The organism is Natronospira elongata (genome assembly GCF_034931365.1).
GTDB lineage: Bacteria > Pseudomonadota > Gammaproteobacteria > Natronospirales > Natronospiraceae > Natronospira > Natronospira elongata.
Genome location: NZ_JAYGII010000011.1, coordinates 1 through 25,308, shown reverse-complemented (window position 1 = coordinate 25,308; position 25,308 = coordinate 1). Strand labels below are relative to the sequence as shown.

Annotated in this window: 20 protein-coding genes; 11 read left to right on the top strand and 9 right to left on the bottom strand. The window is 60.4% G+C overall.

Annotated elements, in window-relative coordinates:
• Window positions 1-134: 134 nt before the first annotated feature.
• From VCB98_RS06730 to VCB98_RS06720, 3 genes are all read left to right on the top strand, one after another.
• Window positions 135-809, top strand: a complete 675-nt coding sequence (locus VCB98_RS06730; RefSeq protein ID WP_346051138.1) for a Bax inhibitor-1/YccA family protein — start codon at window positions 135-137, stop codon at window positions 807-809.
• A 135-nt stretch (window positions 810-944) separates the two neighbouring features.
• The gene (locus VCB98_RS06725) at window positions 945-1,835 is read left to right on the top strand and encodes a vitamin K epoxide reductase family protein (protein ID WP_346051137.1); all 891 of its coding nucleotides are present in this window, start codon (window positions 945-947) and stop codon (window positions 1,833-1,835) included.
• Window positions 1,836-1,853: 18 nt separating this feature from the next.
• Complete coding sequence (locus tag VCB98_RS06720) at window positions 1,854-3,773, top strand: ATP-binding cassette domain-containing protein (protein WP_346051136.1); 1,920 nt, start codon at window positions 1,854-1,856, stop codon at window positions 3,771-3,773.
• A 6-nt stretch (window positions 3,774-3,779) separates the two neighbouring features.
• Here the strand turns inward: VCB98_RS06720 and VCB98_RS06715 are convergent, their stop codons facing one another.
• Together VCB98_RS06715 and VCB98_RS06710 are read right to left on the bottom strand one after the other, a co-directional pair.
• Window positions 3,780-6,482: a diguanylate cyclase gene (locus tag VCB98_RS06715; protein WP_346051135.1), complete on the bottom strand. Its 2,703-nt coding sequence runs from the start codon at window positions 6,480-6,482 to the stop codon at window positions 3,780-3,782.
• A 236-nt stretch (window positions 6,483-6,718) separates the two neighbouring features.
• Entirely contained in the window at window positions 6,719-7,162 is a 444-nt protein-coding gene (locus VCB98_RS06710; protein WP_346051134.1) for a CBS domain-containing protein, read from the bottom strand.
• A 241-nt stretch (window positions 7,163-7,403) separates the two neighbouring features.
• On the opposite strand from VCB98_RS06710, the gene VCB98_RS06705 reads away from it, so the two are divergent.
• The 3 genes from VCB98_RS06705 to nrtS are packed head-to-tail and all read left to right on the top strand — an operon-like array spanning window position 7,404 to window position 11,805.
• Window positions 7,404-8,237, top strand: a complete 834-nt coding sequence (locus VCB98_RS06705) for a substrate-binding periplasmic protein (RefSeq protein ID WP_346051133.1) — start codon at window positions 7,404-7,406, stop codon at window positions 8,235-8,237.
• The gene (locus VCB98_RS06700; protein WP_346051132.1) at window positions 8,234-10,672 is read left to right on the top strand and encodes a putative bifunctional diguanylate cyclase/phosphodiesterase; all 2,439 of its coding nucleotides are present in this window, start codon (window positions 8,234-8,236) and stop codon (window positions 10,670-10,672) included. Before VCB98_RS06705 ends, VCB98_RS06700 begins: the two co-directional genes overlap by 4 nt.
• Window positions 10,669-11,805, top strand: a complete 1,137-nt coding sequence (gene nrtS, locus VCB98_RS06695) for a nitrate/nitrite transporter NrtS (protein ID WP_346051131.1) — start codon at window positions 10,669-10,671, stop codon at window positions 11,803-11,805. The genes VCB98_RS06700 and nrtS overlap by 4 nt, the downstream gene beginning before the upstream one ends.
• Here the strand turns inward: nrtS and VCB98_RS06690 are convergent, their stop codons facing one another.
• From VCB98_RS06690 to ald, 6 genes are all read right to left on the bottom strand, one after another.
• Complete coding sequence (locus VCB98_RS06690; protein ID WP_346051130.1) at window positions 11,806-12,669, bottom strand: peroxidase-related enzyme; 864 nt, start codon at window positions 12,667-12,669, stop codon at window positions 11,806-11,808.
• Window positions 12,670-12,731: 62 nt separating this feature from the next.
• Entirely contained in the window at window positions 12,732-14,018 is a 1,287-nt protein-coding gene (gene serS / locus VCB98_RS06685; RefSeq protein ID WP_346051129.1) for a serine--tRNA ligase, read from the bottom strand.
• Between the two features lie 48 nt (window positions 14,019-14,066).
• On the bottom strand, window positions 14,067-15,350 hold the full coding sequence (locus VCB98_RS06680) for a replication-associated recombination protein A (RefSeq protein WP_346051188.1): 1,284 nt from the start codon (window positions 15,348-15,350) through the stop codon (window positions 14,067-14,069).
• A 44-nt stretch (window positions 15,351-15,394) separates the two neighbouring features.
• Window positions 15,395-16,018 (bottom strand): outer membrane lipoprotein periplasmic chaperone LolA, encoded by a 624-nt coding sequence (gene lolA / locus VCB98_RS06675; protein WP_346051128.1) that lies wholly within the window; start codon window positions 16,016-16,018, stop codon window positions 15,395-15,397.
• Between the two features lie 58 nt (window positions 16,019-16,076).
• A complete protein-coding gene (locus VCB98_RS06670) occupies window positions 16,077-18,422 on the bottom strand; it encodes a DNA translocase FtsK (RefSeq protein WP_346051127.1) in 2,346 nt (781 codons plus the stop codon).
• A 218-nt stretch (window positions 18,423-18,640) separates the two neighbouring features.
• Window positions 18,641-19,696: an alanine dehydrogenase gene (gene ald, locus VCB98_RS06665; RefSeq protein ID WP_346051126.1), complete on the bottom strand. Its 1,056-nt coding sequence runs from the start codon at window positions 19,694-19,696 to the stop codon at window positions 18,641-18,643.
• Window positions 19,697-19,993: 297 nt separating this feature from the next.
• On the opposite strand from ald, the gene trxB reads away from it, so the two are divergent.
• The 5 genes from trxB (at window position 19,994) to infA (ending at window position 24,479) form a co-directional block, all read left to right on the top strand.
• Window positions 19,994-20,971 carry a thioredoxin-disulfide reductase gene (trxB, locus tag VCB98_RS06660; protein ID WP_346051125.1) on the top strand — a complete coding sequence of 326 codons (978 nt, stop codon included), beginning with the start codon at window positions 19,994-19,996 and terminating at the stop codon, window positions 20,969-20,971.
• A 6-nt stretch (window positions 20,972-20,977) separates the two neighbouring features.
• Window positions 20,978-22,132: a GNAT family N-acetyltransferase gene (locus VCB98_RS06655; RefSeq protein ID WP_346051124.1), complete on the top strand. Its 1,155-nt coding sequence runs from the start codon at window positions 20,978-20,980 to the stop codon at window positions 22,130-22,132.
• Window positions 22,129-22,902, top strand: coding sequence for a leucyl/phenylalanyl-tRNA--protein transferase (gene aat / locus VCB98_RS06650; protein WP_346051123.1), 774 nt, complete (start codon window positions 22,129-22,131; stop codon window positions 22,900-22,902). Before VCB98_RS06655 ends, aat begins: the two co-directional genes overlap by 4 nt.
• On the top strand, window positions 22,899-23,609 hold the full coding sequence (locus VCB98_RS06645; RefSeq protein ID WP_346051122.1) for an arginyltransferase: 711 nt from the start codon (window positions 22,899-22,901) through the stop codon (window positions 23,607-23,609). The genes aat and VCB98_RS06645 overlap by 4 nt, the downstream gene beginning before the upstream one ends.
• Before the next feature lie 651 nt (window positions 23,610-24,260).
• Window positions 24,261-24,479: a translation initiation factor IF-1 gene (gene infA / locus VCB98_RS06640; RefSeq protein WP_346051121.1), complete on the top strand. Its 219-nt coding sequence runs from the start codon at window positions 24,261-24,263 to the stop codon at window positions 24,477-24,479.
• A 100-nt stretch (window positions 24,480-24,579) separates the two neighbouring features.
• Here infA and VCB98_RS06635 read toward each other — a convergent pair.
• Window positions 24,580-25,308 (bottom strand): AAA family ATPase (locus VCB98_RS06635; protein ID WP_346051120.1); only part of this gene is annotated, 729 nt, incomplete at its 5' end.

The following is a 25,308-nucleotide window of genomic DNA, read 5'->3' as shown; positions in this document are numbered from 1 at the left end:
ACGAGCGCCGGCCTGTGGTAGCATTGCCGAGTAATCAACGCGGTGGAGCTTTTCCGTCGGAATACTGTCAAATATCCACGGCAAAGCCCGTTCATCCAAGACTTGGATTGAGACACTGACTGGAGAGGTCAACGATGCGCACGACTCGTCATACGCCCGAATCCGCCATTCATCGGCCGGAATCGGTACTGGCTACCAACAAGGTGCTTCGCAACACCTACGCCCTGCTGTCCATGACCCTGGTGTGGGCCGCGGCAGTGGCCGGTGTCGCAATGATGCTCAATCTGCCCCACCCGGGCATGCTGATCACCCTGGCCGGCTTCTTTGGCCTGCTGTTCCTGACTCACAAGACGGCGGACAGCGCCTGGGGCCTGCTCTCGGTCTTTGCCTTCACCGGCTTTCTCGGCTACACCGCCGGGCCCATCGTCAATGCTTATGTCTCCGGGCTGAGCAATGGCACCGAGCTGGTCATGCTCGCCCTCGGGGGCACGGGTGCCATCTTCCTGGGCCTGTCGGGCTATGTGCTGACCACCCGCAAGGATTTCAGCTTCATGGGTGGCTTCCTGATGGTGGGCATTCTCACCGCCTTTCTGGCCGGTATTGCCGCCGTGGTCTTTTCCATGCCGGCCCTGTCCCTGGCTGTCTCGGCCATGTTCGTGCTGCTGATGTCCGCACTCATCCTGTTCGAGACCAGCCGCATCGTTCACGGCGGTGAGACCAACTACATCCGCGCCACCGTGACGCTGTTTGTCAGTATCTACAATCTCTTCCTGAGCCTGCTTCAACTGCTTGGCTTCGCCAACGACTGATCTGGGGACAGCTTGATACCGGAACCGGCGCGGCTAGTCCCGCGCCGGTTTTTTGTATCCGCCCTGGGGATGGACGAGTCGGCATCAACACCGTATTCTTTCGGGCTGAATTCACCGGGGGACGGACGACAATTCATGGCCAGAAAACATCGACGCAAACAGCAATCCGCCAGTCGCAGCCGCCGTCGCAGTCGCAGCCCGAAAGTTCAGCGGCAACCGGATTGGCCCATTCTGGGCCTGGCGGCCTTCGGCATGCTCATTACCGGTTGGCTGACGGTGATCGCCTCCACCACCGGCGACATGCCCCTGTGTGCGGCCGGCTCCGGCTGTGACATCATCCTGGGCAGCCGCTGGTCGACCCTGTTCGGGGTACCAGTGGCCCTGTTTGGCTTCCTTGCCTACGCCCTGATCGCCTTCGTCAGTTTCGAAATGCGGCCCTCGGTCAAGCGTTGGCGCTGGCAATGGGTCGTGGCCCTCGTGGGACTGACGGTCAGCGTCTATCTCACCCTGCTGGGCCTGGTGGAGCTCCGCGCCCTTTGCCCCTGGTGCATGACATCACTGGCAACCATCGCCGCCATTTTCATCTGGCTGACCCTCAAGCGCCCCCAGGCCGCTCCCGGCGGACGCTGGCGTGATTGGCTGATCAACACGGGCAGCCTGGCCGCCGTCGTGGTAATCATCATGCAGCTGCACTACAGCGGCCTGTTGACGCCGGGCATGGGCCGGGAAGACCCCGAGCTCCAGGCCCTGGCCCAGCACCTGGATGAGAGCGGTGCCCGCTTCTACGGTGCCTATTGGTGCCCGGCCTGTCAGGAACAGGAAGACTTGTTCGGCGCCTCGGCTGATCGGCTCCCCTATGTGGAATGTCACCCCCGTGGCCGCGGCGGGCTGACGGCGGCTGCCTGCATAACCGCCGGCATTGAGTCCTACCCCACCTGGATAATCGACGGTGAGCGGCATGAGGGCATCCTGAGCACCGAAGAACTCTCGGACCTCTCCGGGTTTCGATGGCGCGGAGAAGACTGACTCCGTGCACATTAAGGAATGAGTACAGCGCCGATTCTCAGCCTGGAGCAGGTCTCTCTGGCCTACGGACGGCAAGTGCTGCTGGACCAGGCCGAACTGACAGTGCAGAGTGGCCGTCGCATTGCCTTGCTGGGCCGCAACGGTGCCGGCAAATCCAGCCTGCTCCGCATCCTTGCCGGTGAACTCGTCCCGGACGAGGGCACCGTTCGCCGACAACCGGGCAGCCGCGTCAGTTTACTGGCCCAGCCCCTGCCCGAAGCCAGTTCCGAGACGGTCTGGCATTTCGTTGCCGGCGGTCTGGGCCGGGAGGCCGAGCTGCTCCAGCGCTTTCACGAACTGTCCACCAGCAGCGAGCCAGCAGACCTGCAGCAATTGGGACGCATCCAGGAAGAACTGGATGCCATCGACGGCTGGGCCCTGCAACAGAGAGTCGATCTCACCTTGACCCGTCTGGCGCTCAATCCCGAGCAGCGCCTGGGAGAGCTTTCCGGCGGCTGGCGGCGACGGGCCGCCCTCGCCCGAGCGCTGGTCTGCGACCCCGATCTTCTGCTGCTGGATGAGCCCACCAATCACCTGGATATTCTCGGCATTCATTGGCTGGAGCAGTTCCTGGCCGGATTCAACGGCAGCCTCATCTTCATCACTCACGACCGTGCCTTTCTGAAGAACCTGGCCACTGACATTCTGGAGCTGGACCGAGGCCACCTGACCATGTGGCCAGGCGACTATCAGGCCTATGAAAGGGAGCGGGCCCATCGGCTGGCGGTGGAAGCCGATCATGCAGCCGCCTTCGACAAGAAACTGGCCCAGGAAGAGCAATGGGTTCGTCAGGGCATCAAGGCTCGCGGCACACGCAACCAGGGCCGGGTTAGAGCCCTCAAGGCCATGCGCGAAGAAAGGGCACAACGTCGGGAACAACAGGGCAAGGCCAGCTTTGATATCCAGGAGGCCGAGCGCTCGGGCCGTCTGGTGGTGGAAGCCCGTGGACTATCCCACCAGATGGGGGATTGGTACCTGAAGCCACTGGACTTGCGCATCATGCGGGGCGACAAGCTGGCCCTGCTTGGTCCCAATGGTTCCGGCAAGACCAGTCTGATCCGACTGCTTCTCGGTGAGCTGGAAGCCGACCAGGGCCAGCTTCGTCACGGCACCCGACTGGAAATTGCCTACTTTGATCAACAGCGTGCCGCCATTCGGCCGGGTCAGACTGCGGCGGACTACGTCGGTGAAGGTCGGGACTTTATCCAGGTGGGTGAACGCAAACTCCACATCATCAGCTACCTGGCCGACTTTCTGTTCACACCGGAGCAGGCTCGTGCCCCCATTGACAAGCTCTCCGGCGGCGAGGCCAATCGACTGATGCTTGCCCGACTGTTCAGCCAGCCCGCCAACCTGCTGGTGCTGGACGAGCCGACTAACGACCTGGACCTGGAAACCCTCGACTTGCTGGAGGACCGCCTGGTTAACTATGACGGCACCCTGATCCTGGTTAGCCATGACCGGGACTTTGTTGACCAGGTGGCTACCAGCGTTCTGGCCTTCGAAGCCCCCGGGCAGGTAAACGAGTATGTTGGCGGCTACACGGACTGGCTCCGACAGGGCGGCAGCTGGGATGCCTGGCAGAAAGAAAGGGGAACGGAAGCCAAGCCAAACAGCAGCAGCAAGCCACGCCAGAAGGCCAAACCCTCTCCCCGCCCGGGCAAGCTCAGTTACAAGCTGGAGCGGGAGCTGGCAATGCTACCGGAGAAGATTGAATCCCTGGAACAGTCGCTCTCGGAAATGCAGCAGACCAGTGCGGACCCGGACTTCTATGCTCAGAAGCCTGAGCAGGTTCGCGAACACATGGAGAAAATGCAGGCCGTCCAGGAGGAACTTGATACCGCCACCGAACGCTGGCTGGAACTGGAAGAACGCAAGGACGGTGGCGAGAGCCCATAGGGAAGCTCACTCGGCAACGAGGCAATCCCGTCCGGCCCGCTTGGCCTTGTATAGCCGGTCATCGGCCAACCCTACCAGGGAATCCACCTGCAAAGAACCGGGATCCAGCTCCTCACTACTGGCAATACCCGCACTGGCCGTCATATGCAGCTCGCCGTTAGGCCCCTGAAAAGCCGTCGAGCGCACACGCTCCAGAATCCGTTCCGTGACGCTTGCCGCGGCTTTCAGGCTGGCATCGGCAAATACAATCAAGAACTCCTCACCACCAAATCGCCCTACCACATCAAAGGAACGGACGTTTTCACAGAGTATGGCGGAGAACTCTCGCAGCACCCCATCGCCTGCAATATGCCCATGAGAATCGTTCAGGCGCTTGAAGTGGTCGATATCCACCATGGCAACGGCAATATTCCGCCCACCACGCCGCGCCTCATCCAGCCGCTCTTCCAGGCGCTCCATCGTATAACGACGGTTGTATACACCACTGAGCGGGTCCGTAACAGAGAGATTGACGAGATCTTCTTCCAGGCGACTTCGGTCCAGCACACCGGAAATCAGATTGGCCACCACAATCAGGAGATTGGAATACTCTCTGGGCCACTCTCTCTGAATCAGCGAGTCGGCTCCCCAAAAACCGATCACTTCGCCCTGAGTCGCTACTGGCACACAGAACATGGATCGGACACCCTGGCCCTTCAACAAAACCTTCTCATTACTCGCCTGGGGTTCAGGTAGGGCATCAACGTCATCCACCAAAAGGATCTGCCCCTTCTCGCGCATGGCGCTGATCTGGTGATAGGACCACTCCATCTGCATCACAGACACATCCGCCATATCTGTGATCACACTGTTTACCCCTTCCGCACACCATTCATGCGTATTACGCATGTGGCGTCCTTCATCAGCCAACAAGAAGAGGTAGGTCCTGTCCAGTTGGAAGAATTCTCCGATCCTCCGCAAGATGTAATCCAATTTGGGATCGGCGCTACCGAAAGGGAAATTAACCAGATCACTGGAAATCTCCGCAATCAGATGTTGAAACCGGAATTGGAAATCTGCATTTTCATCCCGCTGTTTCTTATTGGTGATATCCCGTGCAATCCCGAGATAAGCACTCACATTTCCCCTCTCATCAAGAATCGGCGCGGCGTTCGAAGTAAACCATCGGAATGTTCCATCCATCCGGTAGGCACGAAATTCCACGCCACTTTGAGGCTCTCCCGTTGCTACAACCCGGCGCAGGAAATCATGGCACTGCTGAACATCTTCCTTGTGAACAAAGGGCTCAAAAGAACGTCCCACCAGGCTGTCCGGATCATGCCCCATCATCGCCTTCCAATTTGGCGAAACATAAAGAAATAGACCGCCCGGAGTCAGCGTATAGATAATGTCATTGGCATTCTCGACAATGAGGCGATACTGCTCTTCCCTTTCCCTCAGCGCCTGCTCCAGGTCCTTGTGCCCCTGAATCTCGGTGAAATGGCCAAACCACTCAACCTGGTCACCTTCCTGCCTTGCCGGAACGGATAGCGCCTCGAACCAGCGCCACTCCCCATCGGGCATCCGAAAACGCAACTCGTAGTGCCAGCTTGAATTATTCTGGGCGGATTCCATGATGCTTTTAAGGCCCGCCTCTCGGTCATCCGGGTGAGCGAGATCGAAGACAGGCGAGGCATCCCGGCGAAGCTCGTCGGGATCCAGTCCCAGAACATCCTTGACCCTACGGCTGATAAAGGGGTAACAATGTTTTCCGCTTTCCAGGTTGAGTCGATAACAGAACAGAACCCCCGGAACACTGGCGGTCAGTTGCTGAAAATATCGAAGTGATGCCTCTTGCGCTTTTCGCGCCGCCTCCAGCTCCTGGGTTCTAGCCTGAACACTGGACCTGAGCACGCGGCGCTGGCGCTGGAGAGTCAGAATCAAGAAGAGCAATAACAGAAACAGAAGACCGGCACCTGCGGCGACCACCGGTAGCGTTGGGAAAACTTCGATTCGCTCGCTGTGCAACCAGCGCTGACTCAGACGATCCAGTTCACCTTGAGGGAGGCCCCGTACAGCCGCATTGAGTGCGGACAGCAGCTCCTCATCCCCCTGGCGAACGGCGAAGCGAAGAGGCTCCTGATACAAAAGGCCCAGGGGGCGGAAATCGAGATTGGCGCCCTCCCGGCCCAACAGAAACATGGCCACCGGATAATCGGCCACGAAGACCTGGATATCCCCCCGCACTGCAGCTCGCACCATGGCGGCATTGTTCTCGTAGCTTTCATGCAGCAGACCGGGATGCTCATCGATCAAAAAGCGGGCTTCCCGACTGCCTCGAACCACACCCACTGATTCGTTCTCCAAATCTTCGACGGAAAGAACAGGCATGGTGCTGGGAACGAAAATGGTCGTCGACAGGGGCAGGAGTGACTCCCCAAAGCTGAGAAATCCTTCACGCTCTGGGGTCACGAGCAGCCCACCATGAACGTGGGCCACACCATCGTCCACAGCTCTCAGGCTCTCGGGCCAGTCGCTGAGATGGAATCGAACCGGACGCCCCAACGCCTCCCCAACCTGCTGCCAAAGTTCCACCAGCAGGCCCCGGGGCTGACCCGAATCATCCTCCCAGGCGAATGGAGGCCAGGCATGGTCTTGAGCGACGACCAGCGCTTCCTGCTCCGGATCATTGTCCGGTACAGCCAGGGGAACGGCAACGCCAGACCACAAGAATAGGCAAATGAGGACTAGAAACAGAAAGGGGGATGTGCGAAACGCCAGTGACGTCACCACCTGGTCAGGACTAGTCCGGGACTTTACACCGCCCGGCCGACTGGATCGGGATGCCCGTTGCATGACATTCCTCTACTATCCGGATTCTGGGTCGATGCCGCACTCCTCCTACGGCAGCCGCGCGTCCGGATCGGCGCGGAGCCTCCAACTCTGCTCCCACCCCGACCGTCAATTCAAACTGGCTCCGTCCCGTAAATGTAACCAATCAGATCATCAATGGTGTGCTGCTTGTCATTGACCAGCGCCTTGGTCAGGTCACCGGCCGAGACAATACCCAACAGCTCGCCATCCTTGTAGATAGGCAGGTGACGCAGACGCCGCTGGGTACAGAGGCTCATGGCCTCCCCGATAGTCACTTCCGGCCCCACAGTGACGATCTCGCTGGTCATCACATCGTTGACTGGGGTTCGGGCCGGATCCAGGCCCTCGGCCACAACCCGCCGCATCAGATCGCGTTCCGTGAACAACCCACGCAGCCCCCCTTCATCCATGACCAGTACACAACCCTTGTTATGACTGCTCATTGTCCGCGCCGCTTCACTAACGCTGGCATTGGGACCGACAGCCAACAATTCCCCCGGCTTGTCTTTGAGGATACTTCCGAGACTCTGCTCCATGACTCACCCCCGGTTCTCTCCAGCCTGACACTGACCACTTGTTACTGACACGGGCCACTGCAGTCCCGCGCTCGTCGGCTCTGCCACAAGGATAGCCCAGCAAGCTTGAACCATGCCAGCAAGGCGGCCTGTTTCCGCCCAAGCTGTAACGCCCAGAAGGTCAGCTCGTCACATCGCCATGAAGCACCCTAGCGGCCACGCCCTTACCAAGAGCCGCCGAATAGCAGAGCAAGGCCAGGAAATGGCACAAAATGCCCACAAACTCAATATTACGGCAGGCCTGCTCGGCTTGCTGATTGCTTTTAGCGCTTCGGTATCGGCGGCCAGCGACAGCTTGACCCTGGCTGGTGGCGAAGAGGTGCCCCTCAGTGGTCGAGATCTGCTCGGCGGCGGCCTGATGACGGAACTGGTGGCGGCCACTTACCACCGGGCCGGATACCAGACGAGCGTCAAGTTCCAACCCTGGGCACGGGCTTATGTCGATACACGGGATACCTACCATGACGCCAGCTTCTCCTATGTTCGCTCGAAGCAAAGGGTGGGAGAGATGTATTACTCCCGGCCGCTGTTACGCATGGGGGTCAAGCTAATATCGGCCAACAACGGACCTGTCGCAGAGCTGCCCGATGGCCCAACCCGGCTCTGCTTGCCCATCGGATACGCTGTCCCAGACAGCATTGGCTGGCGTCTATCCTCCCTGAGAAGTGAAATCATCCGCGCCCGGAACATGCGTAACTGCTTGGATATGGTTGGCAATGGGCGGGCTCACCTGACCGTCACCGCGCCAATTATCGCCGCACACCTCATATCCAAAAACACAGACCTTGACCCGCTTGATGACTTCTCCTTCCATCCTGCGCCGGAAACCTGGCATGAACTCCATCTCATAACCTCGCGTGCTCACCCCGATGGAGACTTACTTAAGCGGGAATTCAATCGAGCCTGGGAAACATTATGTGCTGATGGAACCGCTCAATCGATCATGGCCAGACACCAGGAAGCATTTCAGACGCGTATTCCCGATGGCTGGTCGAGAGTCGAGCTGGCCTGTCCACAACCGGAGTCCGCGCAGTGAATCGCGGCGCCAGACAATCTGAACCGGCTTGGCAATCAAAGCCATCCTGGTTTGGTCGAAACAGACTGGCCTTGAGACTGACCCTGCTTACCAGTGTAATAGCGCTGATACTAGCTGCACTCTACACCACCTTCGAGATTCAGGCACAAAAACAGAATCTTCGGGCTGAGGCAAGTGCGGAGTTGAAGAGCCTGGGCGAGACCGTGGAGCCGGCTCTGTCGGCAAGCCTGTGGGAACTTGACACGGAACGCGCCGAAATCGTGCTTTACGGCCTGCTCCATGCACCGGGAGTTGATGCTGCCAGAGTCACAAGCATCCAGGGAGAGGCAGTCAATCTGGGACCCGAATTGAATCGGGATAATGTGGTCACGATCGCCCTGTCAATACAATCCCCCCAGAACGATGATCGCTTGCTGGGCATGGCATGGCTCAGCAGAGACCTGTCCAGCCGCAAGAGCGCCTTGCTTGATCACTCCCTTGCCTCACTTGCTGCCAATGTCGGCCGCACTCTGCTCATTGCCCTTTTCCTTCTCTTACTGACCCATTTCCTTGTCATTCGACGCCTGCAAAAGATAGAAGACTATACCCGCACCATTGATTCCAAAAAGTTGGCTACGCCGCTGAAACCGACCTCGTCCCGAAACCGCGCCGCCGACAGCATTGACCGCCTCGAAGAGGCGATCGACAGCATGCGCCGGAAGCTGTTGCGCGACATCCGACTGCGTGAGCGTAACAGAAAAGAGATCATCATATTCGCGAATGCTCTGGCCAGCATTGCCGAAGGCGTTGTCATCCTGGATGAGAGATACCGATTGATCTCCATGAACGCCTCCGCTGAACGGCTTCTTGAACGCAGCAATAAAACCAGTGTTGGCCTATCCGTTCAGGACATCATTGGAGAAAATCTGGGCCCGGCATTCCAGGCACTGACCAAAGATGCATTGAGCACGCGACAGCGCTGGGAGGGTCAGCTATGGATCGAACGTGCCAATGATGAAGGATTCCCGGCCCTGGTAAGTCTGTCGCTGGTACAACATGGCCCGGACAACAAAAATATCATCCTCGTCTTCAATGACGTTTCCCGGTACAGACAATTTGAAGAACGCATGGACTTCCTGCGGCACCATGATGCACTGACATCTCTACCCAACCGACGCTTCATCACCCGACTCCTGGAGCGCCGCCTCTCTCACGGAAGACTCTATCCAGCCCTATTGATGCTGGACCTGGATGATTTCAAGACAGTCAACAACAGTCTCGGTCACGATGCAGGGGATCGCCTATTGCAGTCCGTTGCCAATCGCCTGCAAGACGCAATCTCCGGGGACGACATTATCGGTCGCCTCGGGAGTGATGAGTTCGCGATCATTCATGACACCGAGGAGGACAACAACTCCCTCCCTTCCATATGTCAAGCCATCGAATCGGCAATGACAAGACCCTTCCACATTCAGGGCCATGAAATCCACTTAAGCACCTGTATCGGCATCGCAAGACATCCCAGCGACGGTCAGGATGCCAACACATTGATCACCAGGGCTGACGCGGCGCTTTACCAAAGCAAGCTTCACGGACGATCCAGTCACAGCGTTTCACAGAGAGAGATCATTGAGAGCAATAAGATTCGCTTTCGAATCTCCGCGGACTTGAGAAAAGCAATTGAACGGGATGAGCTTGCTCTGTATCTCCAGCCAATCGTGAAGCTTTCGAACAGCCGGATAACCGCCATGGAGGGCCTTATTCGCTGGAACCACCCCGAGCAGGGACAGATTTCTCCGGGGGACTTTCTCCCAATCGCTGCCTCCAGCGGTCTGATGCCCCGTTTGAACGAGTGGGTACTGGATCATGCCTGCGAAATTCTTTCTCAGCTACCCCCGGACCGACCTGAGGGCTTCCGTGTGGCTGTCAACCTGTCCGCGGATGCCGTTCATGACAGGAATCTGCCTCACAAAATAGCCAGCTGCCTGGCCCAAATGGGCTTGAACCCCCGTCTGCTCGAAATCGAGATCACCGAAACGGCAGTCATGAAATCTCAAAAGCTTAGTCGCTCCGTCCTGGAGCAGCTGCGTGAACTCGGCGTCACCGTGGCAATGGATGATTTCGGCACGGGATACTCGTCATTAGCCTATCTCCGCCAATTCCCCCTGGACTACCTCAAGATTGACCGATCATTCGTCACAGGTGTCCCTGATGTAAGGGAAGACTGCGGTATAAGCCAAACCATAATGACACTCGCTGATCGGCTTGGGATAAAGACAATCGTGGAAGGCGTTGAAACCCAAAGGCAACGCGACTTCTTCAGGGACCATGGCTGCGATGAAGCACAAGGTTTCTTGTTCTACCGCCCCATGCCGGCAGCAGAGGCAGGGCAGTTACTAAAGGCAAGCGCTGCCGATAAACAACAAAACATTGAAATCAAGGAGGGACACGAGTGAGCACCACAAGCGAAGAAGTCCAGACCCCCAAAAAACACCATTTCCCTCGGGGGCTACCTACCTTTTTTATCGCATGTTGTCGGCGACTTCCGACAGCAATGCTGGTTGCACTACTCGTGGGAAGTTTGCTGAACCTGATCAATCAGCCTAATGCGATCCTCGGCGGTGAGAGCCTTCAGTTGAAACAAATGGCGCTGACCTACATGGTGCCATTCCTTGTCTTCATGACTGGCACCATCATTGGTAGCCGTGACGCGGGTCAGTCATCTACCCAGTCGGCCACGGCGGATGCTGGACGAATAATTGAGGAGATTGCAGATCTTGGCAGCCAGGTCCGGAACACAGCCACCAAAGTTAACGCTGCGTCCCGGGAGCGTCTTGAAGTAGCCGAAGAGGCGACGAACCTGGCCGAGCAAGTAGCCAGCGAGGCCGACCTCATCGAAGAAAACACACAGCACAGCCGGAAAGCTGCGGAGCATCTTTCCAGTCAGTTCGACAGTACGCGAGAGAACTCAAGCAAGCTGATCCGAGAACTCAAGTCGGCCGTGGATTGGTCGAAAGAGATGCTTGAGCATTCTTCACAGTTCGAAGCTCACTTCAACGAAACCGTCAAGATGTCCGACTCCATCGGCCAGATCGCGGGCCATACCAAACTGGTTGCCCTGAATGCGGGTATCGAGGCTTCACGGGCCGGCCAGGCGGGCAAGAGTTTTCAGGTCGTTGCCAGCGAAGTGAGTGACCTGGCTCTCCAGACGACACAATATGCTACCCGTATCAGACGGGTACTAAGGGAAGCTTCCGAGCTGCGCGAGCAGATGGCCGCCACCATCACCGACTTCGGCCAACACATGGAAAGTGTCTTGCAGCTATCCGCCGATGGCGAGTCAGGGCTGGAAGAAGCCGGCCAGATGGTCGCTCGTGCGATTCGGGAGTTGCAGGTTTCGACTCAGGAGATCAATGCAAAGTTGCAGATGCAGAAACAGCAAGCCGACTCCGTTCGCGAGAAGATGTCGGTGCTGGAAGCCGGCACCCGAAGCTCGGTTCACGGTTCCAGCCGGAACATGGAAGTAGGTGAAGCGCTGGAGTCCCGGGCCAGACAATTGCGGGAGCTGCAAACAAAGGTAGAGGGTTGATCAGGCTTCCAGAGGAATCCCCAGGGTGTCAATGAACTTGTTGATGGAGGTGTAAATCTCCATGACGCCGAGTGCCTCGAGTATCTCCAGATCGCTTGCCCCGGCCTTGCGCGCCAGGGCAATCCGTTCTTCCGAGGCGCCATGGGGGTCACGGTTCGCCTCCCGTGCCACCACCAGCAGCGCTCGTTCTTTCAACGGCAGGTCACCAGCCATGACATCCTGCTTCATGCGCTCAATGACTTCCTCATTCACCCCCAGGTCCAAGAGGACCTGGCCGTGAGCCCGAACACAGTAATCGCATCCATTGTCATGGGAGACCAGAATCGCGATTGCCTCGCGAAGGCGGTGAGGCAATATGCCATCCTTGACCACCGCTCGCATCTTCGCCCAATTGGCTTCCAACATCCCGGGATGCTGAGCGTAGACCCGGAAGTGTGGCGGAATATAGCCGACAAATTCGCGAACCTCCCGAAGCACCTGCTGGACCCGCTCTTCATCGGGAATGCTCTCCCGCAGGAGACGCTCACCGGTGTTTTCCTGGAAGGCGAGTGACTCGTCGCGGCTCTGAGCGGCATCCCTCCCAACCAAAGCAACGACTTTGCTGCCACCACCCTCTTTGAGGGCCTCAAGGACCCCGGATTCCAGTTCTTCCAGAGCCCGGCCGCTGTCGGCTTCATTACCATGACCGTCGAGCAATTCGGAGAGCGCACGCAGATTGGCGACATGACGCCGGCAGTTGCCACATATCAGGATATGCAGGCGCAAGCGCGCTGCTCGCAGGGGCGATACTTCCCCTCGAAGCAATTCGTCGGCCTCCAGAGCCACCGTCCTGCAATTCAACATCATCGAATCCTCATCATGCATCTCACCCTCCGCGGGGTGAGACCCATCGGGCTGCCCGATTGTTACAACATCACCAGACTGCCCTATCCCTCCTCAGGATACAAATAGGCCTGATTGTTCATATAGGGCCGTAATACCTCGGGAATCCGGATGGAGCCGTCCGCCTGCTGGCCGTTCTCCAGTACCGCCACCAGGGCCCGGCCGCTGGCAACGCCGGAGCCGTTGAGGGTGTGAATATGCTCCGGCTTGCCGGTTTCCGGGTTGCGCCAGCGAGCCTTCATGCGTCGCGCCTGGAATGCCTGGCAATTGGAGCAGGAGGAGATTTCCCGGTATCGTTGCTGGCCCGGGAGCCAGACCTCCAGGTCATAGGTCTTGCTGGCGCCGAAACCGATATCCCCTGCGCAGAGGTTGACTACCCTATAGGGAAGTTCCAGCAACTGGAGCACCTTCTCGGCATGCCCGGTCAGTTCTTCCAGCGCCTGCCAGGAATCGTCCGGCCGCACCAGATGCACCAGCTCCACCTTGTCGAACTGGTGCTGGCGGATCATGCCCCGGGTATCCTTGCCGTAGGAACCGGCCTCCGAGCGGAAACAGGGGGTATGCGACACCAGCTTCCGGGGAAGCTGCTCTCCGTCCAGAATGGATTCACGGGCAAAATTACTCAGGGGCACTTCGGCGGTGGGTATCAGATGCCAGTCCCGCTCATCATCCAGGTGGAAAAGGTCTTCACCGAATTTGGGTAGCTGCCCCGTGCCCTCCAGGCTTGCGCGACTCACCACATATGGAACATAGGCCTCTTCGTAGCCGTGTTCGTTGACATGCAGGTCCAGCATGAACTGGGTCAGGGCACGATGCAGTCGGGCCACCCCACCGGTCATCACCACGAAACGCGCCCCGGTCAGGCGGGCCGCCGTTTCGAAGTCCAGGCCACCGAGGGCCTCGCCCAGGTCCACATGGTCCCGGGGCTCAAAATCCAGCTGAGGCGGCTCACCCCAGCGCCGGATTTCCTCGTTGTCTGACTCATCCGAGCCATCCGGTACCGACGCATCCAGGAGATTGGGCATGGACATGAGCCACTCACCCAGCTCTCCCTGCAGCTTTTCCAGCTCATCCTCCGCCGAGTCCAGCTCCTCGCCCAGCTGCTTGACCTCCGCCTTCAACGGCTCGATGTCCTCACCGGCGGCCTTGGCCTTGCCGATGGACTTGGAGCGGGTATTGCGCTCATTGCGAAGCTGCTCAACGCGCACCTGCAGTGACTTGCGGCGTTCTTCCAGTTCGGCGAAGCGGGTCGTATCCAGCTCATAGCCACGGCGGGCCAGATTTCGGGCCACACCATCCAGATCTGTACGAAGGATTTTATTGTCCAGCATGTCGGTATCGGTTCTTCTTTGAAGGTCAGATGGAGATCAAAAAATCGTTTACTGTTTATTCTTCGAATCATGGAAGGCCCGGTCAGCGGCCCTGAGGCGTTCCAGCTTCTCGCCAATCCGGCCTTCCATTCCACGCGACGTTGGGCGGTACCAGCGCCGGCCCTGAAGGGCATCCGGAAGATAGCTCTCGCCCGCGGCGTAGGCATCCGGCTCATCATGGGCATAGCGGTAGGCGTGTCCGTAGCCCAGCTCCTTCATCAGGCGAGTGGGCGCATTGCGCAGGTGCACGGGCACTTCCAGAGAGCCCTGCTCGCGAACATCCCGAAGGACGGCGTTCCAGGCCATGTAGACCGCATTGCTCTTGGGGGCCACCGCCAGATAGACAGTGGTTTGAGCCAGGGCCAGTTCTCCCTCGGGGCTGCCCAGCCTTTCCTGCACTTCCCAGGCGTTGAGCGCCAGGTCCAGTGCCCGGGGATCGGCATTGCCAATGTCTTCCGACGCCACCCGCACCAGACGGCGGGCAATGTACAGGGGATCACAGCCGCCGTCCAACATCCGGGCAAGCCAATACAGGGAAGCGTCCGGGGCCGAGCCTCTGATGGATTTGTGCAAGGCGGAGATCTGGTCATAGAAATCATCGCCGCCCTTGTCGAAGCGGCGCCGTTCCCCGCCGACGGTGACCGCCGCGACCCGCTCACGGTCCAGGGTGTTTCCCGATTCAAGGCCCTCGACGGCCACCTCCAGCAAGTTCAGCGCCCGCCGGGCGTCCCCGTCGGCAATTCGGGCAATTTCTTCCAGCGCGCCCTCGCCGGCCTTGATGCCCAGCTCACCGAGACCGCGCTCGCTATCCTGAAGCGCCCGCTGGAGCAATGACAGCAGCCCCGCCTCGTCCAGAGCGCCCAACTGATAGACACGCGCTCGGGACAACAGGGCGTTGTTCAGTTCGAAGGAGGGATTCTCCGTGGTCGCGCCCACGAACAAGAGTGTGCCGTCCTCGACCCAGGGCAGAAAGGCATCCTGCTGGGCCTTGTTGAAGCGGTGGACCTCGTCCAGAAACAACAGGGTGGCCCGGTCTTCCATGTCCCGCCGGGCGCGGGCCGCTTCCACGGCCGCGCGGACATCCTTGACCCCCGCCATCACCGCCGAAAGACTGACAAAGGCCGTTCCCGAGCGTTCGGCAACCATGCGCGCGATGGTGGTCTTGCCGCTGCCGGGCGGGCCCCACAGGATCATGGAATGAGCTCGCCCCCCCTCCAGAACCTGGCGCAGCGGTGCCGATTCGGCCAGCAGACTGTCCTGCCCCACCAGCTCGGCCGGCGTGGTGGGACGCATGCGCTCGGCCAGGGGCGTGGTGGATGAATTGGTGGTATGCCCACTCACTGCCGAATAACGTCAACGCCTTCCGGCGGGTCGAAGTGGAACAGATCGTCCGGCAGCTCGGGATTGAATTCGATATTGTGAAACTCGATCCGTGTGGTCTGGCCGAGGTTGTCTCGCAGTTCCATCAACTCCACGGTTTCCTCGCCCACGGCGATCCGGATCCGTTCGAACTCCGTGTCCTGCACACGCGGGCGGAGCTGGAACCAGCGCAGATTGCCCTGCATGCCCTCGTCCTCCACCACGAAACTGTCTTCCAGGTCCCCCTCGCCACTCAAGAGCATGGCAGGGCTGGTCGCCAGGGTTTCGTCCATGGGACGGACAATGACTTGCTCGAAGTCGGCTTCGTAATCCCACATGGTCTCGCCATCGGAGACGATGACTTGCTCATAGGGCTCGCTGTAGTCCCAGCGGAAACGGCCCGGGCGCTTGATTGCCACTTCGCCACTGGCGGTCTCATCCACCACGAACTCCGAATCGAGCACGGTCTGCTCGAAGTTGGCCCGTAGACTGTGCAGCTCGGCGAGGATCTCACGCAGATCCGCCGCGCCCGGCCTGTCGTCCGCTGCGAGAACCGGACTTATTCCCATAAGCAAACCGGCGACGACAGCGATGCATACCATTCTTATTTTCATAAAAAACCTCTGATTGAGTCGGCCCCACCCGGAGGACATCCGCTTGCTAATCCGCATCAGGCGGGGGCGCGGCCAGTACTTCCCGGGAACCGTTGGACTGCAGTGGCCCGACAATACCGGCCTCTTCCATTTGTTCGATCATACGCGCGGCCCGGTTATAGCCAATCTTCAGGCGACGCTGGACGCCGGAGATGGAGGCCTTGCGGGTCTCGGTGACCAGGCGCACCGCCTGGTCATACAGCGGATCGCTCTCGTCACCGCCGTCATTCCCGTCTCCCGGTAGACTGGGCATACCCGGCACCGGTTCCGAGGGGCCATTGAGAACATCCTCGTCATATTCCGGTTTGCCACTCTGCTTGAGCTCGGCCACCACCCGGTGGACCTCCTGGTCCGAGACAAAGGCGCCATGCACGCGCTCGGGCATGCTGGTGCCGGGTGGCAGAAAGAGCATGTCACCGTGGCCAAGCAGCGATTCGGCGCCCATTTGATCAAGAATGGTGCGGGAGTCCACCCGCGAGGACACCTGAAAGGCAATCCGGGCGGGAATATTGGCCTTGATCAGGCCGGTGATCACATCCACCGAGGGCCGCTGTGTCGCCAGTACCAGGTGGATCCCGGAAGCGCGGGCCTTCTGGGCCAGGCGGGCAATCAGCTCCTCCACCTTCTTGCCCACGATCATCATCATGTCCGCCAGCTCATCGATAACCACGACGATCTGGGGCAAGGTGTCCAGCGGTTCCGGTTCCGGCAGATCACCCGGCTCGGCATCCGGCGGCGCATTGCGGTTGGCCAGGGGATCCAGGATTTCCTCGCCCTTCTTCCTCGCATCGCGGATCTTGCGGTTGTAACCAGCCAGGTTACGTACCCCCAGGGCGGCCATCAGGCGGTAGCGGCGCTCCATTTCGGCGACACACCATTTGAGGGCGTTGGCGGCATCCTTCATATCCGTGACCACCGGCGCCAGCAAATGGGGAATCCCCTCATAGACCGACAACTCCAGCATCTTGGGGTCGATCATGATCAGGCGAACGTTCTCGGGCGTGTCCTTGTAGAGCAGGCTCAGAATCATGGCATTGATGGCCACGGACTTGCCCGAGCCGGTGGTGCCGGCAATCAACAAATGGGGCATCTTCTGCAAGTCCGCCACCATGGGGCGACCACTGATGTCCTTGCCCAGGGTCAGCGTCAGGGAGGACCGGGAGGCATCATAGGCCTCGGATTTGAGGATCTCGCCCAGCGTGACCAGCTCCCTGTCCTCATTGGGAATCTCGAGCCCCACCACCGACTTGCCGGGTATCACTTCCACCACGCGCACACTGATGGCCGACATGGCCCGGGCCAGATCCTTGGACAGATTGCTGATCTGACTGACCTTGACGCCGGGGGCCGGCTGCAGCTCGAAACGGGTCACCACCGGCCCGGGATTGACCGCCACGACCTCCACATCCACGCCAAAATCCTTGAGCTTGAGCTCGACCTGCTTGCTCATGGCCTCCAGCGCCGCCTCGGAGTAGCCACCCTTGCGGGCCGGGGGACTGTCCAGCAGCGACAGTGCCGGCAGGCTGGCACCGGAAGGCGCCGCCTGATTGGGCTCGAACAGGGTCTGTTGCCGTTCACGCTCGACTCGGGCACTGGGCTTGAGATCACTGAGCACCGGTTCAATCTTGGGCGGCTTGCGCTTCCTGGAGGCCTTGGTCTGCTCCCTCACTTCCGCGACCTGCTCACGACGCTTGCGGCGATCCTGCCACCACTGCAGCAGACGCTGCCAACGGTTACGCAGCCGCTCGGCTTGCAAAAGGGTGAAGCGCCCCGTGGCATCCATTACCGCCAGCCAGGACAGACCGGTGAACAGGGTAACGCCGGTAAAGAACAGGGCGAGGAGAATCAGGGTGCTGCCGAGATACCCCAGGGTGCCACCGGCAAAGCCGCCGATGGCCGCGCCCAGCACACCCCCGGCATCCAGCGGCACCCGCGCCGGATCCACCGCCCAGTTCATGGAGCACAGGGCGCTGGCGGTGGCCACCGCCAGAATCAGGCCAAGAAAGCGCAACGACAGGGTCAGCCCGTCCACGGGTTGATCGTCTTCGTCCCGACTGCGGAAGATCAGCCAGCCACTCCAGACCACCAGCACCGGCAACAGATAGGCCGGATAGCCCAGCAGAAACAGCAACAGATCCGCCACCCAGGCCCCGGTGGGCCCGACCCAGTTGGAGACGCCGTGGAAACCACCGGTGTGTGAGAAACCGGGATCTCGCGGATCATAGCTGGCCAGGGCGGCCAACAGGACCAGCGCCAGAGCGAGGCATATCCAGAACGCCGACTCACGCAGGCCGCGCTTGAGCCGCTCCCGGGAGGCCGAGTGCTCCCCTTTTTTTGTCTTGGCCTGTGCCACGGCTAGGCGGCCTCCAAAGAAATCGCTTCAAACAGGAAAGCCAAACTCTTGGCAGACAAGCAATTTTACCCCACCAAGAAACTTTCCCCCAAACCTCCATTTTGTGCCGCGCCGGCCCACGACACAAGCCCCCGCCCGCCTGCTCTTGTCCGCAGTGGCGACAAAAAACGGCCGGCAGCTGACGCTGCCGGCCGTTGACAGCCAGACCGGGCCGGGAATCAACCCTTGATGGCCGGATGAACGACTTCGCCGTTCTCGACGTTGATGCCCTTGATGAGGGGATCGAAATCACGCCAGTTACCGGAAGCCAGGCGGCTGCAATAAGGGGCAATGGCCGCGGACAGGGCCTGGGAACCCGTGCGCGGCACGGCACCGGGCATATTGGTCACGGTGAAATGCGTCACCCCTTCCCAGACGTAGGTGGGATCTTCCCAGGTCGTGGGCCGGGTGCTTTCGACACAGCCACCCTGGTCCACGGAGATATCCACCACCACACTGCCCGGCTGCATCTCGCGGACGGCTTCCTTGGTAATCACATGGGGGGCGCGGGCACCGGCAACCAGCACGGCACCGACGGCAATGTCGGCGGTGCGAAGCTGATCAATCACATCATCCGTGTGGGGATAGAGACCGGTCACATTGGGACCGAACGTCCGGGCCCAGGCCAGCTTGGCCGGATCCTTGTCAAAGACCACCACCTCGGCGCCGATCCCGGCAGCCAGCTGGGCGGCGTTGCCACCGGCCATGCCGCAGCCGACGATCACCACCTTGCCCCGCTTGGCGGCGGGCACGCCACCCAGCAGAATCCCCTTGCCACCTTCCGGCTGGTGCAGCAGATGGGTGGCCACCTGGATGGCGATGCGCCCGGCGATATCGCTCATGGGCGCCAGTAGCGGCAGATTGCCCTTGTCTTCAACGGTTTCGAAGGCCACGGCGGTCAGGCCAATCTGCTTCAGACGCTCGGTCAATTCCGGCTCGGCAGCCAGGTGCAGATAGCAGAACAGCAGATGGTCCTTGCGCAGCCGATCCAGGTCCGGGGCGATGGGCTCCTTGACCTTGACGATCATCTCCGCCCGCTCGAACAGCTCGTCGGCCGTGTCCAGCACCGTTACGCCGAGCTCACGATACTGATCATCGCCGTAACCACTCTTTTCGCCGGCCGAGGATTCAATGAAGACCTCGTGTCCCTGACGGACGAGCTCGCCACAGGCGGCGGGAATCAGGCCAACCCGGCCTTCGAGCGGCTTGAGCTCGCGTGGAATACCAATGCGCATGCTGCCTCCTTTACGGTGCTGGGGACTTCAATTTAAACTGGTCGTTCGCGCGTCGGTCCCGGCGCGTCTCCCCCGGCCCGCCACTGGGAAAAACCCTGGCCGTACTCGCCGAAGCGGCGGCCGGACAGTGGTCTGGCAGTTTGCGGGGGAGAGGCCCGGAGGCCCTGAATCGAACAGTCTGATTCACCGGCAGGCCCCAGGGGGCCCTCACGACCGGAACGTAACATCGACGAATTTACATGGTCGGATGGGGCACCACAGCGCACCGTCCGAACGCCAAATCGGGAGCTATTATACATGAGCGAAGCCAAGCATTGCCGTCTGCTGATCCTCGGTTCCGGACCAGCGGGCTACACCGCCGCCGTCTATGCCGCCCGCGCCAACCTGGAGCCGGTGCTGGTCACCGGCATCGAACAGGGCGGGCAGCTCATGACCACCACCGACGTGGACAACTGGCCCGGGGACGTCAGCGGCCTCCAGGGCCCGGATCTCATGGACCGCATGCGCCGTCATGCGGAGCGTTTCGAAACCGAGATCGTCTTCGACCATATCAATGAGGTGCAACTGGGTGAACGCCCCTTCCGTCTCAAGGGAGACCAGGGCGAATACACCTGCGATGCCCTGATCATCGCCACCGGCGCCCGCGCCAAGTACCTGGGTCTGGAATCCGAGGAAGCCTTCATGGGCAAGGGCGTGTCCGCCTGCGCGACCTGTGACGGTTTCTTCTATCGGGAACAGAAAGTCGCTGTCGTGGGCGGTGGCAATACGGCCGTGGAAGAGGCCCTCTACCTGTCCAATATCGCCAGCCACGTGACCCTGGTTCATCGCCGGGATCAGCTGCGGGCGGAAAAGATCCTTCAGGACCGCCTTTTCCAAAAGGAAAAAGACGGCAAGGTCAGCTTCAAATGGAATCACACCCTGGATGAAGTTCTGGGTGACGACAGTGGCGTGACCGGCATTCGCATCCGCAACACCAAGGACACGGAAAAGACCGAGGAGCTGGAGGTTCAGGGTGCATTCATCGCCATCGGCCACCAGCCCAACACCGAGCTGTTCAAGGGCCAGCTGGACATGGAAGGCGGCTACCTGGTGGTCAATAGCGGCCTTAACGGTAATGCCACCCAGACCAGTATTCCCGGTGTCTTTGCCGCCGGTGATGTCATGGACCATGTCTATCGTCAGGCCGTGACCTCGGCCGGCACCGGCTGCATGGCGGCACTGGATGCCGAAAAATTCCTGGAAGCGCAGGCGGTGAACAAGGGCAAGGCGGCCTGAGCCGTCATGATCCGCCGCCTGGCGGGCATTGATGAAGTCCAGGCAGTGGCATGGAACCGGCTGGTCCCGGCGGACCAGCCGGCCTTGCGCCATGAATTCCTGTCGCTGCTGGAATCGAGCGGCGCGGTCTGCCCCGAAACCGGCTGGACAGCGGCCCATCGGGTCATCGAGGATGGCCAGGGCGGGCTCCGCGCCATTCTCCCCCTGTATGAAAAATCCCACAGCTTCGGCGAGTTCGTTTTCGACTTTGCCTGGGCGGACGCCTGGCACCGCAGTGGTCGGCCCTATTACCCCAAACTCACCGCCGCTATCCCGTTTACACCCGTGATCGGCCCCCGCCTGATGGCGGCTGAGCAGTCCGAGCAGGCAGCGCTTGCCGAGGCCATGGAGTCACAGGCCGATGGCATTCGCTTTTCCACCGCCCACGCACTGTTCTGCTCCGACGAGGACGCCGGCCTGCTCGCTGGGCGTGGCTGGATTCAAAGGGATGGCTGCCGCTTCCTCTGGCGTAACCGCAATTATCGGGACTTCGACGAGTGGCTGGGCGAGATGCGCTCGAAGAAGCGCAAGAATCTCCGCCGCGAGCGCCGTCAGGTCCATGAACAGGGAATCCAGTTCCGCTGGCGAGAAGGCGAACAACTGTCTTCCGTGGATTGGAATGCCTTTTACGAACTCTACGCCCGCACCTATCATGAGCGCATGCAGACGCCTTACCTGCCCGCCAGTTTCTTTCCGGCACTCGCCCGCAAGATGCCCGAGTCAGTGGTGCTGATTGAGGCCCTGGACTCGACCGGCACACTGGTGGCGATGGCATTCTGTCTGCGCGGCAATCGGACGCTCTACGGACGCCACTGGGGCAGCCGCCTGGCGCTGGACGGACTGCATTTCGAGACCTGTTATCACCAGGGCATCGAATACTGCATTGCTCGTGGCCTGGATTACTTCGACCCCGGCACCCAGGGCGAACACAAGCTGCTGCGCGGCTTCCCGCCGGTGAAAACCCGCTCCATGCACTGGATTCCCGATCCGGCCCTGCGCCGGGCGGTGGCGGATTTCGCCGCCGCCGAGGCGCGTCAGAATCAGGTCTACATGGCCGCGGCCCGCGCCCACCTGCCCTTTCATCGCGAGCACCGCCCTGATTCCCCGGAGCGAGCCCCATGACTGCCCTGCCCTGGCTCGACCCAAGACGGGCGCCTCACTTTCCGGACCCCGGGCAAGCCCTGGAGGAACCCCCCGGGCTGCTGGCCGCCGGCGGCCGGTTGTCGCCGGAATGGCTACTGAAGGCCTATTCCGCCGGGATTTTCCCCTGGTATGACGAGCGCAGCCCCATCCTGTGGTGGTCGCCCGACCCACGCATGGTGCTGCTGCCGGGTGAGCTCCACATCAGCAGCCGTCTGGCCAGACGCCTGCGTCGCCCCGACTATCGCATCAGCCTCGACCAGGCCTTCGACCAGGTCATTGCTGCCTGTGCCGACACCCGGCTTCGCCCCGATCAGGAAGGCACCTGGATCACCGCGGAAATGCGCGACGCCTATCAGACCCTTCATCAACTGGGCCATGCCCACTCCATTGAAGTCTGGCAAGGTGATGAGCTGATCGGTGGTCTATATGGCGTGGGGATTGGTCGGGCTTTCTTTGGCGAGTCCATGTTCAGCCGACAACGGGATGGCTCCAAGATCGCCATGGCCTGGCTGGATACCCAGTTTCAGGCCTGGGGTATGGCGCTGATGGATTGCCAGATAGACAATCCCCACCTGCGCCGGATGGGGGCAAGGAATCTGCCCCGCGAGGACTTTCTTGCTCGCATTGCGCGCGCCACTGCCAGCACATTGCCGAAACAGGCCTGGCACCGCCTGCATGTTCCCGACTGCTGCCGAAGCGGGGATAATAGCGACAGGCAGCTGGATAAACCGGAGACCTGGCAAGCATGACCCGCGCCCGCCACCCGCGCCTCCTGCTCACCGGGGAGCAGGATTGCCCCTATCTTCCCGAGCGCCTGTCCAGAAATCTGGTCGTGGCACCGGAAAGCGTGCGCGACGCCCATGACCACAGTGCCTATTCCCGCATTGGCTTTCGTCGCAGCGGGGATTTTCTCTATCGCCCCCATTGCGGCCAATGCCGGGCCTGTGTCCCCATTCGAGTCCTGAGCCGGGCCTTCCAGCCCCGCCGCCGCCATCGTCGCTGTCTTGATGCCAATGAAGATCTGCAGGTGGAGATTCTTCCGGCAACCTTTGATGAAGAGGCCTATCACCTTTACCAGGCTTATCAATCGGCCCGTCACCCCGGCGGTCCCATGGCCGAGGGGGATGAGCATGACTACATGGGTTTCATCCGTTCTGCCTGGGCCGAGACGTCCATGGTCCATTTCCGTCTCGACGACCGCCTGGTGGCCGTTGCGGTGGTGGACTGGCTGGATGATGGCCTGTCGGCGGTCTATTCCTTTTTCGATACCGCACTCAAGAAACGCAGCCTGGGTACCTACACCATCCTCTGGCAAATCACCGAAACCGCCCGCCGCGGCCTGCCCCATGTCTACCTGGGCTACTGGATCCAGGAAAGCCCCAAGATGGCCTACAAGACCGACTTCCGACCAGCCGAGCTCTTGATCGGCGGCCATTGGCAGCGGCTTGAGCACTGAGGGTTTTGTCGGCTTCGATTGGAGTCTTTCCCTTTGATGGCGGTGACGGGAGGCGTTCCTGCCTTGGGGCCGACCTTTGGTGGGGGTCACCTGGGCCGTGCCAACGGAGCGCTGGCTTCTGCCTGCTGCTGTGGTGCCACATTCCACCCTGAATCGCGGATAAATCCGCTCCTACGGCGGCTTCGGCATAAGCTATTGGCACCGTAGGAGCGAATTTATTCGCGATAAAAACCCGCGGATGGCACCAAGACATCGAACTGAACTCTCCACTAGCACGGCCAAGGTGACCTCACCCAAGAGTAGGTCCAGGTTCTGGTGGCCTTGCTCAAGGCTGTGAGCGACAGGATGTCGCGTGCGGAGTCCCCAGGGATGGGTCCACGACGCCCTTGAGCAAGGCCACCAGAACCTGGACCGAAACGCCCCCGTCACCGCTATCGAAGGGCACGACTCCATTCGAAGCCGAAAACCCACCGGGAGCAAAAACCGAAATGCGCTTGGCACCGACATCGAAGGGGATACCCCCAATCGACGCCCAGCACCCAACAGACACGCAAAAAGTAAGGGAATCGGCCAGCAAAAAATGCCAGCCCACTTGAACTTCGGGGGTGTTTTCGGTCAGAATCCGCGTTTTCCCGAAACGAGTGAGGTCCAATGGCGAAGGAAGACCATATTACGATGGAAGGCCGGGTCGTCGAAACCCTGCCCAACACCACCTTCCGCGTCGAGCTGGAAAACGGTCACGTGGTAACCGCCCACATCTCCGGTCGCATGCGCAAGAACTATATCCGCATCCTCACCGGGGACAAGGTTACCGTCGAACTGACCCCCTACGATCTCAACAAGGGCCGGATCGTCTACCGCGGCCGCTGAAGCGCCGGGACGAAGCCAGGGGCCCAATTAGCCCGAAACCAAAAACGGCCGCTCCCCAAGGGAGCGGCCGTTTCCGTGCGGCAGTCTGAAAACCGGCCGGCTATTTCTCCAGCACCGCCTCGTCTTCCGCGGACTTCACCGCCAGATCCAGCTCGCCGTCCTTGACCGTCACCGTGACACTGCCACCCTGGACCAGGCTGCCGAAGAGCAACTCCTCCGCCAGCGGGCGCTTGATGCTGTCCTGAATCAGTCGGGCCATGGGTCGCGCACCCATCTGAGGATCGTAGCCACGCTCGGCCAACCAGGCCCGAGCCGGCTCGTCCACGGTCAGCCCCACCCGCTTCTCTTCCAGCTGGGCTTCCAGCTCGATCAGGAACTTGTCCACTACCTGGGCAATGGTGCGCTCGTCCAGGTTCTCGAACTCGACAATGGCATCCAGACGGTTGCGGAACTCCGGGGTGAACATGCGGCGGATCAGCTCCATGCTGTCGCTGCTGTTATCCTGGGCGACAAAGCCGACCGAAGCCCGCGCCCGCTCCTGGGCGCCCGCGTTGGTGGTCATGACCAGCACCACATTGCGGAAATCCGCCTTGCGACCGTTGTTATCAGTCAGTGTGCCGTGGTCCATCAGCTGCAGGAGGATGTTGAAGACCTCCGGATGGGCCTTTTCGATTTCATCCAGCAAAAGGACGGCATGGGGCTTTTTGGTCACCGCCTCGGTCAGCAGACCGCCCTGGTCATAACCCACGTAACCGGGTGGCGCGCCAATCAGGCGGCTGACCGTGTGCCGTTCCATGTACTCGGACATGTCGAAGCGGATGAAATCAAT

Bases quoted from the DNA above. Each gene is read 5' to 3' on its own strand.
- VCB98_RS06710 (WP_346051134.1), bottom strand. From the start codon at position 7,162: ATGGAGCAGAGTCTCGGAAGTATCCTCAAAGACAAGCCGGGGGAATTG.
- VCB98_RS06655 (WP_346051124.1), top strand. From the start codon at position 20,978: ATGATCCGCCGCCTGGCGGGCATTGATGAAGTCCAGGCAGTGGCATGG.
- VCB98_RS06645 (WP_346051122.1), top strand. From the start codon at position 22,899: ATGACCCGCGCCCGCCACCCGCGCCTCCTGCTCACCGGGGAGCAGGAT.
- trxB (WP_346051125.1), top strand. From the start codon at position 19,994: ATGAGCGAAGCCAAGCATTGCCGTCTGCTGATCCTCGGTTCCGGACCA.
- ald (WP_346051126.1), bottom strand. From the start codon at position 19,696: ATGCGCATTGGTATTCCACGCGAGCTCAAGCCGCTCGAAGGCCGGGTT.
- VCB98_RS06705 (WP_346051133.1), top strand. From the start codon at position 7,404: ATGGCACAAAATGCCCACAAACTCAATATTACGGCAGGCCTGCTCGGC.
- VCB98_RS06680 (WP_346051188.1), bottom strand. From the start codon at position 15,350: ATGCGTCCCACCACGCCGGCCGAGCTGGTGGGGCAGGACAGTCTGCTG.
- aat (WP_346051123.1), top strand. From the start codon at position 22,129: ATGACTGCCCTGCCCTGGCTCGACCCAAGACGGGCGCCTCACTTTCCG.
- lolA (WP_346051128.1), bottom strand. From the start codon at position 16,018: ATGGTATGCATCGCTGTCGTCGCCGGTTTGCTTATGGGAATAAGTCCG.
- serS (WP_346051129.1), bottom strand. From the start codon at position 14,018: ATGCTGGACAATAAAATCCTTCGTACAGATCTGGATGGTGTGGCCCGA.
- VCB98_RS06725 (WP_346051137.1), top strand. From the start codon at position 945: ATGGCCAGAAAACATCGACGCAAACAGCAATCCGCCAGTCGCAGCCGC.
- infA (WP_346051121.1), top strand. From the start codon at position 24,261: ATGGCGAAGGAAGACCATATTACGATGGAAGGCCGGGTCGTCGAAACC.
- VCB98_RS06690 (WP_346051130.1), bottom strand. From the start codon at position 12,669: ATGCATGATGAGGATTCGATGATGTTGAATTGCAGGACGGTGGCTCTG.
- VCB98_RS06730 (WP_346051138.1), top strand. From the start codon at position 135: ATGCGCACGACTCGTCATACGCCCGAATCCGCCATTCATCGGCCGGAA.
- VCB98_RS06720 (WP_346051136.1), top strand. From the start codon at position 1,854: ATGAGTACAGCGCCGATTCTCAGCCTGGAGCAGGTCTCTCTGGCCTAC.